This window comes from Haloarcula sp. CBA1115, assembly GCF_000827835.1.
GTDB lineage: Archaea > Halobacteriota > Halobacteria > Halobacteriales > Haloarculaceae > Haloarcula > Haloarcula hispanica.
In genome coordinates this window covers 2,379,561-2,394,110 of the sequence record NZ_CP010529.1, presented here as the reverse complement: position 1 = coordinate 2,394,110, position 14,550 = coordinate 2,379,561, and the positions used below count along the sequence as shown (strand labels likewise).

Annotated in this window: 16 protein-coding genes and 1 tRNA gene; all 17 read right to left on the bottom strand. The window is 64.7% G+C overall.

What is annotated here, in order from left to right; genetic code table 11:
- The 17 genes from SG26_RS12020 to SG26_RS11940 all read right to left on the bottom strand — a co-directional run bounded on the left by SG26_RS12020 (position 1) and on the right by SG26_RS11940 (position 14,550).
- Positions 1 to 1,347, bottom strand: a complete 1,347-nt coding sequence (locus tag SG26_RS12020; protein WP_050038279.1) for a ribonuclease J — start codon at positions 1,345 to 1,347, stop codon at positions 1 to 3.
- Positions 1,348 to 1,611: 264 nt separating this feature from the next.
- Positions 1,612 to 3,120, bottom strand: a complete 1,509-nt coding sequence (locus SG26_RS12015; protein WP_050037682.1) for a hypothetical protein — start codon at positions 3,118 to 3,120, stop codon at positions 1,612 to 1,614.
- Between the two features lie 170 nt (positions 3,121 to 3,290).
- The gene (locus tag SG26_RS12010) at positions 3,291 to 4,043 is read right to left on the bottom strand and encodes an isopentenyl phosphate kinase (protein WP_050037681.1); all 753 of its coding nucleotides are present in this window, start codon (positions 4,041 to 4,043) and stop codon (positions 3,291 to 3,293) included.
- Positions 4,040 to 5,023, bottom strand: coding sequence for a mevalonate kinase (gene mvk / locus SG26_RS12005; protein WP_050037680.1), 984 nt, complete (start codon positions 5,021 to 5,023; stop codon positions 4,040 to 4,042). Before mvk ends, SG26_RS12010 begins: the two co-directional genes overlap by 4 nt.
- A 67-nt stretch (positions 5,024 to 5,090) precedes the next feature.
- Complete coding sequence (locus tag SG26_RS12000; RefSeq protein WP_050037679.1) at positions 5,091 to 7,271, bottom strand: PAS domain S-box protein; 2,181 nt, start codon at positions 7,269 to 7,271, stop codon at positions 5,091 to 5,093.
- 369 nt (positions 7,272 to 7,640) lie between these two features.
- Positions 7,641 to 8,978 carry a cytochrome P450 gene (locus tag SG26_RS11995; protein WP_050037678.1) on the bottom strand — a complete coding sequence of 446 codons (1,338 nt, stop codon included), beginning with the start codon at positions 8,976 to 8,978 and terminating at the stop codon, positions 7,641 to 7,643.
- Positions 8,979 to 9,048: 70 nt separating this feature from the next.
- Positions 9,049 to 9,429 (bottom strand): DUF5518 domain-containing protein, encoded by a 381-nt coding sequence (locus tag SG26_RS11990; RefSeq protein ID WP_014039760.1) that lies wholly within the window; start codon positions 9,427 to 9,429, stop codon positions 9,049 to 9,051.
- A 58-nt stretch (positions 9,430 to 9,487) separates the two neighbouring features.
- Positions 9,488 to 9,871: a DUF5518 domain-containing protein gene (locus SG26_RS11985; RefSeq protein WP_014039759.1), complete on the bottom strand. Its 384-nt coding sequence runs from the start codon at positions 9,869 to 9,871 to the stop codon at positions 9,488 to 9,490.
- A 100-nt stretch (positions 9,872 to 9,971) separates the two neighbouring features.
- The gene (rpsB, locus tag SG26_RS11980; RefSeq protein ID WP_050037677.1) at positions 9,972 to 10,793 is read right to left on the bottom strand and encodes a 30S ribosomal protein S2; all 822 of its coding nucleotides are present in this window, start codon (positions 10,791 to 10,793) and stop codon (positions 9,972 to 9,974) included.
- On the bottom strand, positions 10,790 to 11,995 hold the full coding sequence (gene eno / locus SG26_RS11975; RefSeq protein ID WP_050037676.1) for a phosphopyruvate hydratase: 1,206 nt from the start codon (positions 11,993 to 11,995) through the stop codon (positions 10,790 to 10,792). The genes rpsB and eno overlap by 4 nt, the downstream gene beginning before the upstream one ends.
- A 2-nt stretch (positions 11,996 to 11,997) precedes the next feature.
- Entirely contained in the window at positions 11,998 to 12,171 is a 174-nt protein-coding gene (locus SG26_RS11970) for a DNA-directed RNA polymerase subunit K (protein WP_004516796.1), read from the bottom strand.
- On the bottom strand, positions 12,168 to 12,368 hold the full coding sequence (locus SG26_RS11965) for a DNA-directed RNA polymerase subunit N (RefSeq protein WP_023843157.1): 201 nt from the start codon (positions 12,366 to 12,368) through the stop codon (positions 12,168 to 12,170). The genes SG26_RS11970 and SG26_RS11965 overlap by 4 nt, the downstream gene beginning before the upstream one ends.
- A gap of 12 nt (positions 12,369 to 12,380) precedes the next feature.
- Complete coding sequence (locus tag SG26_RS11960) at positions 12,381 to 12,779, bottom strand: 30S ribosomal protein S9 (RefSeq protein ID WP_004516798.1); 399 nt, start codon at positions 12,777 to 12,779, stop codon at positions 12,381 to 12,383.
- Positions 12,773 to 13,210, bottom strand: coding sequence for a 50S ribosomal protein L13 (locus SG26_RS11955; RefSeq protein WP_008310363.1), 438 nt, complete (start codon positions 13,208 to 13,210; stop codon positions 12,773 to 12,775). The genes SG26_RS11960 and SG26_RS11955 overlap by 7 nt, the downstream gene beginning before the upstream one ends.
- Entirely contained in the window at positions 13,207 to 13,557 is a 351-nt protein-coding gene (locus SG26_RS11950) for a 50S ribosomal protein L18e (RefSeq protein ID WP_004516800.1), read from the bottom strand. Before SG26_RS11950 ends, SG26_RS11955 begins: the two co-directional genes overlap by 4 nt.
- A 24-nt stretch (positions 13,558 to 13,581) precedes the next feature.
- Positions 13,582 to 13,666, bottom strand: a tRNA-Leu gene (locus SG26_RS11945).
- Positions 13,667 to 13,770: 104 nt separating this feature from the next.
- Entirely contained in the window at positions 13,771 to 14,550 is a 780-nt protein-coding gene (locus SG26_RS11940; RefSeq protein WP_004963344.1) for a DNA-directed RNA polymerase subunit D, read from the bottom strand.

Sequence of the window (14,550 nt, the reverse complement as noted above, 5' to 3'; positions counted from 1 at the left end):
TTACTCGGTGAGCTGGATCATGTTGCCGTTGCGGGTGATGTGGAGGTCCCGCCCGGCTTTGTAGCCCATGTTTTCCGCGAGGTCGACGTACGGTGCGAACCCTTCGAGGCTCTGGTGGGCCGGAATGACGTTCTTCGGCTGGAGCGCGTCGAGCATCTCGTAGTGGCCCTCCTCGCGGAGGTGGCCCGAAACGTGGATGTCGTCGTAGATGCGCGCGCCCTGCATGCCCAGGAGCTTCTCGGACTGGTAGCGCTGGCCCTCGTTGGTCGGCTCCGGAATGACCCGGGCCGAGAAGAGGACCTTGTCGCCGTCGTCTAGCTCGTAGGGCGTCTCGCCGCGGCCCATCCGGGTGAGCATCGCGCGGGGCTCGCCCTGGTGGCCGGTAACGATGGGGAAGAAGTTCTCCTTGCCCTCGTTCATGATCCGCTTGAACGTCCGGTCGACGGACTTCCGGTGGCCGTACATTCCCAGGTCTTCCGGGAAGTCGACGAAGTCGAGTCGTTCGGCCGTGCCGGAGTACTTCTCCATTGAGCGGCCCAGTAGCACCGGCTGGCGGCCGATGTCGTCAGCGAACTCGACGAGGCTCTTGACACGGGCGATGTGCGAGGAGAACGTCGTGGCGACGATGCCGCCGTCGTAGTCCTCAATGCTGGTCATGACGTCTTTGAGGTGGCGACGAGCGACGGATTCGGAGGGCGTGCGGCCCTTCTTACCCGCGTTCGTACAGTCCTCGATATAACAGAGGACGCCCTCGCCCTCGCGGCCGATCTCGCGGAACCGCTTCATGTCGATGGGGTCGCCGATGACCGGCGTGTGGTCCATCCGCTTGTCGAGCCCGTAGACGACTGCGCCCTCCGGCGTGTGAAGCACGGGGTTGATCGCGTCGATGATGGAGTGTGTGACGTTGACGAACTCCAGTTCGTTGCGCTCGCCGATGGACATCGTCTCGCCGGCGCTCATCTTGACGAGGTCGTTCTGGACGCCGAACTTCTCCTCGCTCTTGATCTGCTGTTTGACGAGTTCGATGGTGAACGGCGACGCGACGATGGGGGCGTCGTAGCGGTGGGCGAGCTTGGATATCGCGCCGATGTGGTCGAGGTGACCGTGTGTCGGCACGATGGCCTTCACGTCGCCTTCCAGGTCGGACATGACCCGGTCGTCCGGGATGGCACCCATGTCGATGAGGTCCAGCGAGTGCATCCGTTCCGTCTCGACGTTGTCGTGAATCAGTACCTTCGAGAGGTTCAGGCCCATGTCGAAGATGACGACGTCGTCCCCTGCACGGACGGCCGTCATCTGTCGGCCTACAGCCTCGTAACCGCCAATTGTCGCAATTTCGACTTCCATGGTTGTAGCTCCGAGTGGAAAGCCGGCCGCGGGCATCCGGTGGGGCACGGCAACGACGGTATCTGCAATGTAGGCGACTTCATCCGCGTCGGCGCTCCAGGCCAGTCGGGTACGCCCGTAGCCTGTGCAACCGCAGTGGGAGGGACTTCCGTCCCGCAACTTACATCCGCCGTCTGCCGGCCGCCGAACCGCAGTCCGCGAGCGGCCGTGCGCTCGGTTACTCCGGACTACAACGGCGCTTCTTAAAACGGTGTGGGTTCGTCGCTACTCGTCGTCTAAGGGGTCCGAGAGCGGGTCGTCGTCACTGGAGACGTCGAAACCAGTGACACCGTCGTCCGCGAGCGTCGTGTCCTCGTCGTCAGTCGCGTCCGCGTCCTGTGACTCCACCTCGCCCTGTACGCTCTCGTCGGCCCGGGAATCGGATTGCTCGTCAGCAGTGCCGCCACCGAACAGGTCGTCCGTCGTCCGCGGGCCACTGGACGTGTCTGCCCTACCGGATTCGTCGAGTAGTCGGGTGTCCTCGGTCACGGCGTCGTGCTGGTCCGCCTCGGCGTCATCTGGTGATCCGACAGCAGTGGGTCCGGTATCGGCTTCAGGTTCGGTTTCCCAGTCGTCGGCCGGTACTGGTTCGTCCGCTCCCCAGTCGTCAGCCGCAGCGGGTTCCTCGCTCTGCGTGTCGAACTCCGCAGGGTCCGGCGGAGTCCACTCCTGTGGTTCCGTGCTCGATTCTGGTTCCTCGGCGGCGTCCTCGGCGAGCAGGTCGCGGTCCGACTGCTCGCTGGGTTCAGACTGGGGCTCTACCGTTTCCGTCTCACCGGCGAGGTCCGTCGGGGATGGCTCCGCAGTGGTGTCGTCCACTGCTTCAGATTCCGGTCCAGCAACGTTTTCCGCCGGCTGTTGGTTCGATAGCTGTTCGTTCTGGGCCGTCTCCACTTCGTCTTCGTCTGTCGCCGCGGCCATCGTGTCGTCTGTCGCCGCGGCCATCGTGTCGTCGGTCGACGGTGGTCCTGAAGTGTCGTCGGTGTCCAGAAGGTCCTTGTCTGTCACTGGATCATCGCCTGCTACCGGGTCATCAGCTGTTGCCGGGTCAGCATCCGCCAGCGGATCTTCGTCGGCTGCCGTCACCGGTGCGTCATCAGTCCCGGCCGCCGAAGCGTCGGACGTAGCGGACGCCACTGTCCCGTCGGATGGGTCGGAGGGTTCCTGGGACGCGTGGATCCCCGAGTCTCCGGACGAGTCCGCGTCCGGCTCGGAGTCAGCGACCGGCTCCGATACCTCGGGTTCGGCCGTTGCCGGCTCGACAGTCGCTGAGTCGGCAGCCGGTTCCGTCTCCTGAGAAACCGCCGGTTCAGTCTCGGCCGACTCCGTCGTCGGTTCTTCCGACTCCGAATCCGATTCGGTCGCCGCGGACGCGCTATCATCGGCAGTTTCAGTTGCTGCCTGGTCGCTCGCTGGTGGACTGGCGGCTGCCACGTCACTCGCACCACGCTGTGCTGTCTGGGCCGCGAGCGTGCCCGCCATCGTCGCGTCGGCGATGAGCTTGTGGCTCAGGCCGAGCAGGCCGGAGAGCAACAGGAGCCCACCGAGCGCACCGACGACGACGCCGAGTACCGCGCGATAGCCTTGCGTCCCCGAGAACGAGTCGAGAGAGCCGTTCTGTATCAGCACGTACCCTGCAGCGATGAGGCCGCCACCGACGCCGGCGACGACAAGCAATGTCCCGAGAAACCTCGTTCCGTATCGATAGACGTCGGTCAGACCTACTGCAGACATAGTCGCATAATTGATAACAGAGGACAAATATGTTACGACAGCCGAAGAAGTGATATTTAAGCTATCAGTCTGCCAGACCTGGGCAGAGATACCCTGTATCAGCCAGCCTGGGCACACTATGGACTAAATCGCTTTCTGGAACGGGCCAGTCGACGACAGTAGTAGCAGTCTCACCAGTCGTCATCACCAGCGATAGTCGTTCCCGGGCTCTCACCGGCGAGAAACGCGGGGAGTGCGTCGGGCCCGAACACGACGGCGGGGGCCGAGAGGGCGAGCAGCGCACGGACCTTGCCGGCCATCCCACCCGACACGTCCGTCGCGTCGCTCCCGCCCAGCGCCGATGCGACGGCCTCGAATGTCTCGATGCGGTCGATGACGGTCCCGTCTTCGTCGAGGACGCCGGGAACAGTCGAGCAGACGCCGACGCGGTCCGCGTCGACAGCGGGCGCGAGTTCGACGACCAGTTCGTCGCCGCTCAGAACCGTCGCGCCCGCACCGGCGTGTGCGACGAGGTCGCCGTGGAGGACCGGGACGAACCCCTCGTCGAGCAGCGTCGTGACCTGCGCCGTCGGCAGCGAAAGGTCACTGTCGGCGTCGCGTGTGGCCGCCGAGAACGGGTGGATCGGGACAGCCGGAACTCCCTGCCCAGTGAGTTCATCGACGACGGCGGCGTTGAGCCGACACATCGCGCCGTGGATGGCCTGTACGCCGTCCACGTCGTGGGTCCCCGCGGTCGTGCTGACACCGTAATCGGCGGCGTGGTGGTGGCCGAAGCTCCCGCCGCCGTGAACGACGACGATATCCTCCCCGACTGCCGATTCGGCGATAGCCGACGCCGCCGCCGACAGAGCGGCCGTATCGACCGTCTCGGGTTCGTCTTTCTCCGTGATGACGCTCCCGCCGAGTTTGAGGACGGCCGTCATTCCTGCCGGACCCCGTCGGTGTCCAGTTCGGCCCGGAAGACGTCCTCACACCCCGGCGTGTACTTCAGCGCCGTGAGCGCGTCGTCCGTCTCGTCCAGCGCGACGATACAGCCACCGCCACCGGCTCCGGTGAGTTTCGCGCCGTGTGCGTCGGCGTCGCGGGCCGCCCACACCATCGAGTCCAGCGACCGCGAGGAGACGCCCAGCGCCGAGAGCAGTCCGTGGTTGAAGTCCATCAGTTCCCCGAGCCGCTCGTAATCGCCCGTTTCCAGCACCGCTTCGCCCTCGCGGACGATATCGCCGATTGCCGTGACGGTGTCGGCAGCGAAGTCGTATTCATCGCGGAGGGTCCGGACGCCGGCGACCAGTGCGCCGGTGTCGCCGGCCCCGCCGTCGTAGCCGATGACGAAGGGGAGGGTGTCGATGCCGTCCAGCCGCCGGCAGTCGTCGCCCTCCACGCGGACCGCCCCGCCCATCGCCGAGCAGAACGTGTCCGCCCGCGAGGCCTGCCCGTCCTGTACCTCGTGTTCGACCTGATAGGCGCGGTCGGCGATTTCGCTCGCCGGCAGTTCGACGCCGAGTTCCCGGGTCGCCGCGTCTATCGCCGCGACGACGAGCGCGGCAGACGACCCCAGCCCCGCCCCGAGCGGGATGTCGCCCTCGACGGAAATCTCGAAGCCCGCTTCCGGCGCGTCGGCCGCGTCACGGGCCTGTGCCACTGCCTCGTTGACGTACCCCATGCCGGCTTCGACGAGCGATTCGGCGACGTCCACGTCCGGATGGCTCTCCCCGTCACCGGAGTACTCGACGGTAAAGCCGTCCAGTTGCAAGTCGTTCGCGTGGATTCGCAACCCCTCGTCGATCTCGGTTGCCGTCACATGCACTCGCCGCTCGATGGCGCAGGGCACCGCCGGCTCACCGTAGACGACCGCGTGCTCCCCGAACAGGTACACCTTCCCGGGAGCGCTCGACGTGACCATACCCGCTCGTGTGCACCCAGGGCGTTAGGCGTTTTCGGAGTCGATGGTCAGGACGACCCTCGGGATACTACTCAGAGACAGTGTCGACATCGGTGAACTCAAACCGGGCGCCGCCGTCGCTGCCGCTGCCGACGCGGACCGCCCAGCTGTGGGCGTCAGCGACCTGTTTCACGATGCTCAGGCCGAAGCCGGTCCCTTCGACCGCCGTCGAGTAGCCGGCATCGAACACGTCCCCGCGGTCGGCCACAGGGATACCGGGACCGTCGTCCGCGACGTAGAAGCCGTCGGCCAGTTCGCCCACGGTCACGGTCACGCCGTCACCGCCGTGCTCAACCGCGTTGCGGACGAGATTCTCGAACAGTTGTCTGAGGCGGCTCTCGTCGGCGCGGATGGGCCGGTCTATGTCAGTGCGGAGCGTCGCGGCTTTCGTGTCGACGTTTTGCCAGCACGTCTGGACGAACGGTTCGAGGTCAACCACGACGGGCGAAGCGGGTGACGCGCCGTCGCGTGCGAGCGTGAGCAGGTCGTCGATGAGTGTATCCATCCGCTGGTGTGCGCCGTCGATGGCGTCGATATGCTCGCTATCGGATTCCTCTCGCAGGAGTTCGAGTTGGCCGCGAGCGACAGTCAGCGGGTTCCGGAGGTCGTGGCTGACGACGCTGGCGAACTGTTCGAGCTGTTCGTTTTGCTGTTCGAGTTCCTGCTCGCGCTCCTTGCGCTCCGTGAGATCACGGCTGATCGCCAGGAACCGGTCCTTGCCGTCGAGGCTGAGTCGGAGCAGATGTACTTCGACCGGCATCGTCGACCCGTCGCGGCGTTCGTACAGGCCTTCGAACTTCCGGCGCTCGTCGACACTGAACCCGGAAAGCTGGGTCTGCACGTCCTCGGCGTCGAACGTCAGGTCGAACTCCCAGATCGACCGCCCGATCACCTCGCTCTCGTCGTACCCCAGCTCCGCACAGAACCGCTGGTTCACGTCGCAGATCGTCCCGTCGGCGTCAAGCACGTCGATCATGTCCGGTGAATTCTCGAAGAGGGCTTCCAGCCGCGACGACGTTTCCTCTAATCGTTTCTCGCGTCGTTTCCGCTCCGTGATGTCCTGCTGGAACCCGACGTAGTTGACGACTGTCCCGTCGTCGTCTCGAACCGGCGCGATCCGAACCCTGTTCCAGAACTCGGTCCCGTTCTTCCGGTAGTTCCTGAGTTCGACCGTCACCCGCTCCTCTGCGTCAATCGCGTCCCGCATTGTAGCGACGGACTCCGGATCGGTGTTCTCGCCCTGTAGCATTCGGCAGTTCTTCCCGAGTAACTCCGGAAGCGAATAGCCAGTCAGGTCGCGGTAGTGGTCGTTGGCGTAGATCAGCGGATTGTCCGTCTGGCCAGGGTCGGTGATAACGACACCGACCGGGGCCTCGTCTATCGCGCGTTTGTTCCGGAGTAGCTTCTGTTCGCGCTCTTTCCGGTCGGTGACGTCCCGAGCGACGCCGACGATGCCGTCGATAACACCATCGACGACCAGCGGCGTTAGCTGGTACGCGACCACCGCGTGTCCGTGGCCGGGGAACTCCGCTTCGATTTCGCCGCTAAGCTGCTCCCGCGTTCCGTCGAGCAGTTCCTGGTAGCGGTCTCTCTCACCCTCGGTTCGAATACGCGGAACGAGTCTACTGGTCTGTCCTTCGAGCGCAGCGCGCGTCGTGTCGTACCACTCTGCTATGGTCTCGTTGACGATTTCGAACCGCCCCTCCGCATCGTAAATACAGGCTGCCTCCTGCATGGAGTTGACCATCCGCTCGTAGCTCCGGAGCGCTCGGTTCCGCTCGGTGGTCGCCTGCTGTGAGCGGTGATGCTCGACGGCGTCAAAGATTCGGTTCGTCAACTCCACATGCTGTTCGGTGCCCGGCTCTTTCCTGAGGTAGTCCGTGACACCGGCCGAAATCGCCTCGCTGGCGACCGCCTCGCTCCCCCGGGCAGTGTAGATAATAAACGGGAGGGTCGGATGCTCGTCACGGACCGTTTCCAGAAGCTCGACACCGTTCCGTTCGGGCAGGTCGTAGTCGGAGACGAGACAGTCTACGGTATCGTCAGCCAGCCTCGCCACAGCCTCGGGAGCAGTGCGCACCGTTTCGACCGTGAAACGGCCGTTCTCGCGTTCGAGCGCCGTCGACAGCGTTTCGGCGTCGTCCGAATCGGTGCCGACGTAGAGGACCTGAACCCTGTCGTCCCCGTTGACAGCGGTCTCAGACGTCATTCGGTATCCCGTTCGAGTCTGGCCATTGCGCCGGGATAGATATCGTTCCCTGCTCAAGAGCAGTCGGAGTGATATGGCTCTGGGAACTGTCTCGGGACAGGTCCGGTCGCAGGACAACTGCAAACGGCGCGGGACGATTGCCGCCAGTGGTGTTCTGCAGCAGTGTCATGATGGTCGAGTAGTCGGCTGTGAACGGGGCCCTCCCACCGTGACCGCGGCTGAAATCGGTCACCGGAGAGACGTTCAGTCCGCTGTTCTTGTACGCTTACACGGGGTTCTGCAGTAAATAGCTGATGACCAAGTCCCTGTCACGTCGATCCCGCACTGTGAGGCGACGACGACACCGGAGTGGTCACATCGGAGTCCGCGCTACCGTTCCTGCACGCGCATCGACATTTCCTGCCGAGGATGGGCGGTCAGCGACGGCAACAACTCCAGAGGCGTCTCCCCCTGAAACTCCAGTCGGTACTGGCTAGCCGTCGTCGCGGTGATGAGTTGTGCTTCGAGCATGGCAAGATGCTTTCCGATACAGTGGCGCGGGCCACCACCGAACGGGAAGTAGGCGAACCGCGGGCGCTCGCTGGCTCGTTCGGGCTTCCAGCGCTCCGGATCGAACGTCTCTGGGTCGTCGTAGAACCGCTCGGAGCGGTGGACGCCCCACTGAGGAACCATCAGCGTCGTCCCCGCCTCGACCTCGTAGCCCGACAGCGTCACGTCCTCGGTCGGCTCCCGGAATATGGTGTACACCGGTGGGTAGAGCCGCATCGCTTCCTGAATCACCCATTCGAGGTAGTCCAGTTCGCGGACGTGCTCCATCCCCGGCCGGTCGTCGCCGATGACGTCGTCGAGTTCCTCGTGGACCCGCTGTTCGACTTCGGGGTGTTCCGACAGCAGGAACCAGGTGTAGGTCAGCGTCAGCGCCGTCGTGTCGTGACCGGCAAGCAGCATGGTCATCATCTCGTCGCGCAGTTGCTCGGGCGACTGGTTCCCCTCGTCGCGTGCACGCAAGAGCACCGACAGGAAATCCATCGGGCCGTCCTCAGCCGTCCCAAGCGATTCTTCACGGACCGCGATGATGTCGTCCAGCACCTCGTCCAGCGTCCGCACGGCGCGGTCGAACTCGGCGTCGTCGGGCATCGGCATCCACTGGGGCATGGCGAACCGGATAGGGTCCGGCTCGAACCGCTGGCCAAGCGGCAACAGTTGTTCCTCGATGGTCCGGACTCGCTGCTCGGAAAGCTCGACGCCCATCATCAGGTCCAGAATTACGTCCAGCGTGACCCGGGTCATCGACTGCTCGGCGTCGATGACGTCGCCGTGGGACCAGTCGGCGATCCGGTCCTCCGCGTGGTCGGTGATGCGGTCGGCCATCCCCGACAACCGAGCCATCGAGAACGCGGGGTTGGCGAGCTTTCGCTGCTGCTCCCACGTCTCCCCTTCGCTCAACAGCAGTCCGTCACCTAGCAGGTCCCCCAGCGCGTCGCCCTGGAAGTCGGGCTTGCGGAACTGGTCGGCCTCCGAGACCAGTACGCGCTCGATTGCCGTCGGATCACACAGCATGACCGTATCCATCGGCCCCATGTCGAAGCGGGCGACATCGCCGTATGCTCGCTCCAGCGCCGAGATGAACCGGAACGGGTCCCGAGCGTACGTGCGGCTACTGCCGAACAGCGGTTCGCCCTTCGGTCCGGGCGGCGTCTTTGACATCGGCTGACGTTAGTGTCGGACACGCTTGAATGGCATGCCAAATGTCGGGCAGCGGGCGGTTCACGTGCATTCAGAGCCAGCGGTTGGCGTCTAGGTCCCAGTCGGTGTGTGCCGATATCCAGACGCCGCCGAGACCACCGAGAGCGCTGAGACCGACAGTGTACAGCAGAAAGAACGTGAACACGAGCGCCAGAAACAAGTCGTACCCCGGTGCGCCGGGCGGAATCCCGAACCCGAGGAGGCCGGCGATGTACAGCGCTGGGAGAAAGAGGGCAAGCAAGGGAACCATCGCGCAGACGCCGGCCAGCGTTCCCAGCCAGAGCCCCGTCCGGTAGCTGCCGCCGTGGTTCGCCGCGGCCACGGCACCCCCAGCCACCGACGAAAAGGGAACGAACGACAGCGCAACCGTGACGAGCGCCCCGATACCGGCGTTGGTCACCGACTCACGCATATGCGTTCTCGGTAGTGGCGTCCCCCGTGATGTAGTTACCGACAGCGCGGCTGGCCAGTCAGTCGCCGATGGTCGTGTCGTGCTTGACGTAGTTACCCAGCCAGCCGCCGAGCGCGCTCAAGCCGAGGAAATACGCGGCCGTCATGACTGTTCCGAGGACGAGCACGAGCAGTCCCACCGCGCCGAACACGCCCAGTGCTTCGGGCACAAATGCCAGAAATGCGGCCAGAAAGACGAACACGACCACGAAGAAGACCAGCGATATCGCCAGCCCGACGGCGCCGGACAGCAATCCGACACGGACGCCGTCGTCTCGCTCGCCGCCTTCGAGATAGCCGGCGATGCCACCACCGAGTAGCGGCGCAAGCGGGACGAATCCACTCAGCAGAGCGGTTGCGACGGCACCGATAATCGCGTTAACGAGTGTGTCTCCCTCTGCCATTTGCCAGCCCTACTCCGGGGCTTGTGGTAGGTCTTGTGTTGGCGATACTGGCATCGCCACTCGCACTTCGACAGCGAGAAAACGAAACAGTTCAGCGACGTTAGATGTCGGACTCGAAGTCGTCGAGTCCGTACGTCGGCTCGGCACCGCGGCGGTCGAGCGTCTCGTTGGCCAGCAGCCAGTAGACGACCGACAGCGCCTTGCGCCCCTTGTTGTTCGTCGGGACGACCAGGTCGACGTTCGACGTGGTGTTGTTGGAGTCACACATCGCGATGACCGGGATGCCGACCGTGATGGCCTCCTTGACAGCCTGGGCGTCACCGATCGGGTCGGTGACGACCACGATGTCAGGCTCGATGTAGCCGTCGTAGTCGGGGTTGGTCAGCGTGCCGGGGATGAACCGGCCGGTGCGGACGCGCGCGCCGATCGCTTCGGCGAACTTCTCGGCCGGGAACCGGCCGTACTGGCGCGACGACGCGGCCAGGATCTGCTCCGGCTCGTAGTTGGCCAGGAAGTCCGCGGCTGTGCGGATGCGCTCGTCGGTCATCGAGACGTCCAGCACGTAGAGCCCGTCAGTCCGGACGCGGTGGATGAACCGCTCCATGTCCTGGGTCTTCTGCTGGGTCCCGATGTGGACACCGGCGCCGAGGTAGTCCTCGACGGGGATGAGGAGGTCGGCCTCCGACTGCTCGTCGGGCATGACGTCCTCGTCCAGCTGTGGGCCGGCGGCCTCGTCGGCGTCGGCCGCTTCGTCGGCCTCCGTGTCGGCATCGGTTGGTTCGGCCTCTGTCGCCTCTGCGGCGTCGTCGGCGGGCTGTTCGGCTTCCGTTTCGGTCTCCGCGTCGACCGCTTCGTCGTCCTCGTCGGACGGGTCGAAGTCGGAATCGGACGCGTCGAGACCTTCTTTTTCGTTGCCGCTCATACTGCGTTGTCCTCGATACGGATTAGTTCGTTCAGCTTGGCTGTGCGCTCGCCGCCGACCGCGCCGGTCTTGATGAACGGTGCGTCAGTGGCGACAGCGAGGTGTGCGATCGTCGTGTCTTCCGTCTCGCCGCTGCGGTGGGAGACGACGGACTCGTAGCCGCTTGCCGTCGCCAGTTCGATGGCGTCGACAGCGTCGGTGAGCGTCCCGATCTGGTTCGGCTTGATCAGGATGGAGTTCCCGGCGTCGGCGTTGATACCGGCCTGCAGGCGCTCGACGTTCGTGACGAACAGGTCGTCGCCACAGACGAGCGTCTGGTCACCGACCTGTGCGGTCAGGTCGGCGAATGCCTCGTAGTCGTTCTCGTCGAGTGGGTCCTCAACGTAGACGAGGTCGTACTCCTCGACCTTCCCGGCGATGTACTCTATCTGCTCCTGGGTGGACTTGACGCCGTCATCGTAGACGTACCCGTCCTCGTCAGCGTCGTAGAGTTCTGCGCCGGCGACGTCGAGGCCGAACGAGATAGCGAAGCCGAAGTCGTCGGCGACGGTCTCGACGGCCTCGTCCATAATCTCGAACGCTTCGTCGTCCGAAACGGACGGTGCCCAGGCTCCTTCGTCGCCCTTGCCCGCTGGCAGGTCGCGGTCGGCCAGGATGTCGTGGACCTCCTGGTGGACCGCGGCGTTGGCGAAGACGGCCTCTTCGACGCTCGGCGCGCCGACGGGGGCCGCGAGGAACTCCTGGATGTTCGTGGCATCCGCGGCGTGTTCGCCGCCGCCGATGATGTTGCCCAGCGGCGTCGGGTACTCGTTGCCCCGGAACGTGCCGCCGAGGTGCTGGTACAGCGGTGCGCCCAGCACGTCGGCACCGGCCTTTGCGGCCGCCATCGAGATGGCGACCGCGCTGTTGGCCCCGATGCCGGAGAAGTCGTCGGTACCGTCGGCGGCGTGGAGCGCCGCGTCGACGTCACGCTGGTTCCCAGCGTGGACCTCGCCGATGAGCCGCGGGAGCGCATCCTCACGGGCGTTGGCGATGGCCTCGTTAGCGGGGAGTTCGATGGCCTCGTACTCGCCCGTGCTTGCGCCGCTCGGTGCCTTGCCACGACCGAAGCCCCCACTCTCAGTGAGAACGTCGGCCTCGACAGTCGCGTTCCCGCGGGAGTCGAGGACGCGGCGGAGTCGGATGTCAGTGATGAGCGTCATCGTTAATCACTCCTGTTGACCGTGAACGGTAGGACGCCAGCGTCGTACTCCTCGGCGGCGATGAGTATCGGCTGGGTGTGTTCCGTCTCGATGAGCACGGGAGCACCGTGAGCCAACTGCAGCGCTCGTGCGCCGAGTTTGCGGGCCTTCTCGTAGCGGCTTTCCTGTGCGTTCATTGGTAGGGTGAGACGATGTCGACGAGGTCTTTATGTGAGACGAGCATCCGGCGACAGCAGTGCCGCTCGACGCCGAGTTCGTCGAGGACCTTCTCCGGGTTCTCGGGCTCCTCGGCCTCGCGGGTGCGTGCTTTGAACTCTTCCCAGTGCTCGCCGACGACGTTACCGCACGTGAAACACCGAACCGGTACCATCATACCTGTATCACCTTAGCGGTACGATTTCTGGTAGCGGGCCCGCGCACCGGGGCCGCCCCACTTCTTGGGTTCGGACTGGCGAACGTCGTTGACCAGCAGCGAGCGGTCGAACTCCATGAACGCGTCACGGAGTTCGGCGTCGTTGGTGTGGTCGACGAGCCCGCGAGCGATGGCGGTTCGGGCGGCGTCTGCCTGCCCCATGACGCCGCCACCTTCGACGGACACTTCGACGTCGACCTCGCCGCGGAGGTCGTCCTCGGCGATGCGGAACGGTTCCAGCATCTTGAGCTGCGCCAGCTCGGGGTCGACGAGTTCGACCGGCTGCGAGTCGATACGCACGCGGCCCTCGCCCTCGCGAACGGTCGCGCGGGCGACGGCGGTCTTCTTCTTGCCAGACGTGTTCGTTACCATGTCTTGTTCGCTCCAAGCGTTTCGCTGATCTCGCCCAGCGTGACGAACTTGATGTTCGACAGTCGGTCAAGCGACGTGCCGTCTAGGACCTCGCCGTCCTCGTCGTACGGGTTGCCGAGGTAGACACGGACGTTCTCGAACGCCTCGCGGCCACGCTGCTTCTTGTGGGGCAGCATGCCACGGATGGTGCGCTTGAAGATGCCGTCCGGTCGCTTGGGGTAGAAGTACCCGTTGTCGTTACCGATGTCGACACGTTTCTTGTACTTCTCTGTGATCTGCTCCTCTCGGCCGGTGATCACAGCGCGCTCGGCGTTGACGACGGCGACCGTCTCGCCATCGAGAGCCTGTTCGGCGACCTGTGATGCGACGCGGCCCATGATACAGTCGCGGGCGTCAACGATGACATCCGCGTCGAATTCTGCGACGCTCATCGGATCACCCGGACGTGGGAGCCTTCTGGGTTGTTTTCGATTGCCTGTTCGAGTGATACAGCCTCTCCAACCTGGTCGATCTTCGTCTCGGCGGTTCCGGAGAAGTCGACAGCGGCGACGGTGACGTCCTTCTGCAGGACACCGGAGCCAAGCACCTTGCCGGGCACAACGACGGTTTCGTCTTCCTGGGCGTATCGTTCGATACGGCCGAGGTTGACTTCCGCGTGTGTGCGCCGTGGCTTTTCTAAGCGCTCGGCGACGTCGCCCCAGACAGCACCGCCCGAACTGCGGGCGGCTGACTTCAGGTCGGCGATGAGACTACTGAGTCTCGGGTTCGTCTTACTCATATGATTCCTCCGTTGTGGGAAAAGTGCAGGGAGCAGGATTTGAACCTGCGGACCCCTACGGGACAGCGCCCTGAACGCTGCGCCGTTGGCCAAACTTGGCTATCCCTGCGTGCGATTGTTCGTTTTGCGTGCCCCGTAAAACCCCTTTCGGTCCTCGCGCTCGGGGAGCGGGCGGTCATCGGTAGTGGTGGGGTGTGTCGGGGCATTGTGTCGTTACAGTTGGACTGCGTCTTTCAGTTCGGTCGCGCGGTCACGCAGCGTCTCGACCGCGCGCAGGACCAGTTCCTCGGTGGTGAACGACCCGTCCGTCTCGACGTGGAACACGAACGCGTTCGGCACGTCCGAGACCTCGACGTCTTTGCCGGGGTAGCGGTTCCGGAGGTCGTTGTCGAACTCGTCTGTCGCGACGAGTTCGCCGTTGGTGGCGTCGCCGGCGGCGTGTTCGGCCGCCTGCTCTTCGATGACGCCACGCAGGATGTTCGGGTCGTCGTCCTCGAACTCGCCGAGGTCGCCGACGACCTCCACCTGCTGGAGGTGTCGGTAGCCGACGGCCACGCCGCCCTGATGTTTGGCGTGTTCCCGACCGGTGTCGAGGACGGCGTCGGCCTCGACTTCGAGACGTTGGCCCTCCTTGAGATCGATGATCGGGATGTTGTCGTCGGCCGCCTCGACCATCGGGTCCGAGGAGACGAGGTCGCTGGAGTAGGCCGTGCTCGGCCCGTCGACGGACAGCGACAGCGTCACCTCGTCGCCGATCTCGAAGTCGTCGAGGTCGGTCGTCAGCGGGACCAGTCCCAGTCGGAGACCGATCTGCTCGTTGAACATCACGCTGGTGTTCTCGATGACGCGGACGGTGTCGATACTGAACGTCGGCACGTCCGCGACCATCGCTCGCCGGATGCCGTTGGCAAATGCCGGCGTGATGCCGCGCACGAGGATGCGGGCCTCGCGCTCGCCGCGTTCGACGAACTCAACCTCGTAGTCCTGTGTCAT